Below are 2,393 nucleotides of genomic sequence, written 5' to 3'. Positions count from 1 at the left end.
CGCCGCCGCCCGCCGCGGCGGCGCCGGGACCGGGATGCCCGGGCGTCGCGAGCTGGGCGCCCGCGGCCTCCCACCGCTCGACGATCTCGCGATGCCAGTCGACCTCGAACCAGTCCCGCAGCGAGTCGGCGATGATGCCGCCGACGCCCTCGACGCCGGCGAGCTCGTCACGGCTCGCGGCGCGGATGGCCTCGATCGAGCCGAACCACTGCGCGAGCGCACGTGCCGCGACCGGACCGACGTGGCGGATGTTGAGGGCCACCAGGAACCGCCACAGCTCCTTGGTCTTGGCCCGCTCCAGCTCGTCGAGCAGCGTGAGAGCCTGGGCCGACGGCTGCGGGCCGGTCAGCCCGGCCTTCTTCTCGGCGGCGCTCGGGTTGCGGCGGAAGGGGGCACGCCGCACCGGCTCACCCGTCTTCTCGTCCACGCGCGGCTCGCCGGTCTCGGCGTCCCGCACGACGACCTCGATCGGCACGAGCTGATCGATCGTGAGATCGAAGAGCGCGGCTTCGGTCTCGAGCGGCGGCGTCTCGGGAACCGACGGCTGGGTCAGCGCTGCCGCGGTGACCTCGCCGAGCGCTTCGATATCGAGTGCGCCACGCGAGCCGATGTGCTCGACGCGGCCGCGCACCTGTGCCGGGCAGGCGCGCGTGTTGGGGCAGCGCAGGTCGATGTCGCCCTCCTTCGCCGGCGCCAGCAGGGATCCGCACTCGGGGCAGGCGGTCGGCATGACGAACTCGCGCTCGGTGCCGTCGCGCAGCTCGACGACCGGGCCGAGGATCTCGGGGATGACGTCGCCCGCCTTGCGGAGCACAACGGTGTCGCCGATCAGCACGCCCTTGGCCCGGACGACGTCCTGATTGTGCAGGGTCGCCTGCCGCACGACGGATCCGGCGACGCGCGCCGGCGCCATCACCGCGAACGGGGTCGCGCGCCCGGTGCGCCCGACAGACACGACGATGTCGAGGAGCGTGGTGTTGACCTGCTCGGGCGGGTACTTGTACGCGATCGCCCACCGCGGTGCGCGGCTCGTGGCGCCCAGCTCGTCGTGGAGGTCGAGTTCGTCGACCTTGACCACGACGCCGTCGATCTCGTGCTCGACGGCGTGGCGGTGCTCGCCGTAGTGCTCGACGAACTCGAGCACGCCGTCGATGTCGTCGGCGGTGCGGAAGTACGGGCTCGTCGGCAGGCCCCATTCGGCCAGCAGCCCGTAGATCTCACTCTGCGCCGACACCGGCGGGCGACCCCACGCGCCGATCCCGTGGACGAACAGCCGCAGCGAGTCGAGACGAGCCTGACCGGCCTCGCGCTCGAGCCCGTCCTTCTTGTCGAGCTGCTGGCGGAGTCCTCCCGAAGCGGCATTGCGCGGGTTCGCGAACGCCGGGAAGCGCCGTTCGGCGCTCACCCGCGCCTTCGCCTCGTCGAACGCGCGGCTGCGGGCACGCGCCTCGTCGACCGCGCGGTCGCGCATATCGGCCTGCAGCGCGTTGAGGCCTTCGAACGCCTTGACCGGGATGAAGACCTCGCCGCGGATCTCGACGAGATCGGGGTGGCCCGTGCCTGCGAGGCGCTGCGGGATGCCGGGCACGCGGATGGCGTTCATCGTGACGTCCTCGCCGATCCGGCCGTCGCCCCGCGTGGCGGCCGAAGTGAGGACCCCGCGGTCGTAGCGCAGACTGATCGCGAGGCCGTCGATCTTCAGCTCGGTGAGCCAGCGGACCTCGCGTCCCGCGGCGGCCTTCGTCTTGACGCACCAGTCGCGCAGCTCGTCGGGGCTGAACACGTTGTCGAGGCTCAGCATGCGCTCGGCGTGCTCCACGGGTGCGAACATCGAGCCCTCGGCCGCGCCCACCGTCTGGGTGGGCGAGTCCTGCCCCTGCAGCTCGGGGTGCAGCCGCTCGAGCTCTTCGAGCCTATGCATCCACCCGTCGTAGGTCGCGTCGTCGACGATCTCGGCGTTGCGCCCGTAATAGGCGTCGCGCGCGTCGAGGATGCGCTCGGTCAGGTGCACGGCCTCCGTGCGCGCCGCGTCCAAGCCGGGATCGTCGGGTAGGGCCACGTCTGCGTCATCCGTCACCCCGCCAGTCTAGGAGCGGCCTCCGACGCCTGCGGGAGCGATCAGGCGCCGACCGGGACCGCCGACACCGTGCGGTCGATGGTGAACTGGCCGACCACCCGCGTGCCGTCGTAGAGCACCGCCGTCTGACCGGGCGCGACGCCGTCGAACGGCGTCTCGGGCACCACGGTGAGCAGCCCGTCGGCGAGCGCCGCGCGGGCAGGCACCGGGTCGGCGTGCGCGCGGATCTGCACGTCGCACGCGAACTCCGGCGCCTCGGGCGCGCTGCCTGCCCACGAGTACCGCTCCCCCGCGATCTCGGCGGTCGCGAGCGCCT

General features: G+C 72.7%; 2 protein-coding genes. Both read right to left on the bottom strand.

What is annotated here, in order from left to right:
• Positions 1 to 2,077, bottom strand: a 2,077-nt coding sequence (gene ligA, locus EIO58_RS16330; RefSeq protein ID WP_127820369.1) for an NAD-dependent DNA ligase LigA, incomplete at its 3' end; no start/stop codon positions are given.
• A gap of 41 nt (positions 2,078 to 2,118) precedes the next feature.
• Positions 2,119 to 2,393: aminomethyltransferase beta-barrel domain-containing protein (locus tag EIO58_RS16325; protein ID WP_342447989.1), on the bottom strand; the 275-nt coding region annotated here is incomplete at its 5' end.

Source organism: Microbacterium sp. CPCC 204701, from assembly GCF_004010105.1.
GTDB lineage: Bacteria > Actinomycetota > Actinomycetes > Actinomycetales > Microbacteriaceae > Microbacterium.
Note: the sequence above shows the minus strand (reverse complement) of the source record. Positions and strands in the feature narration are given on the sequence as shown.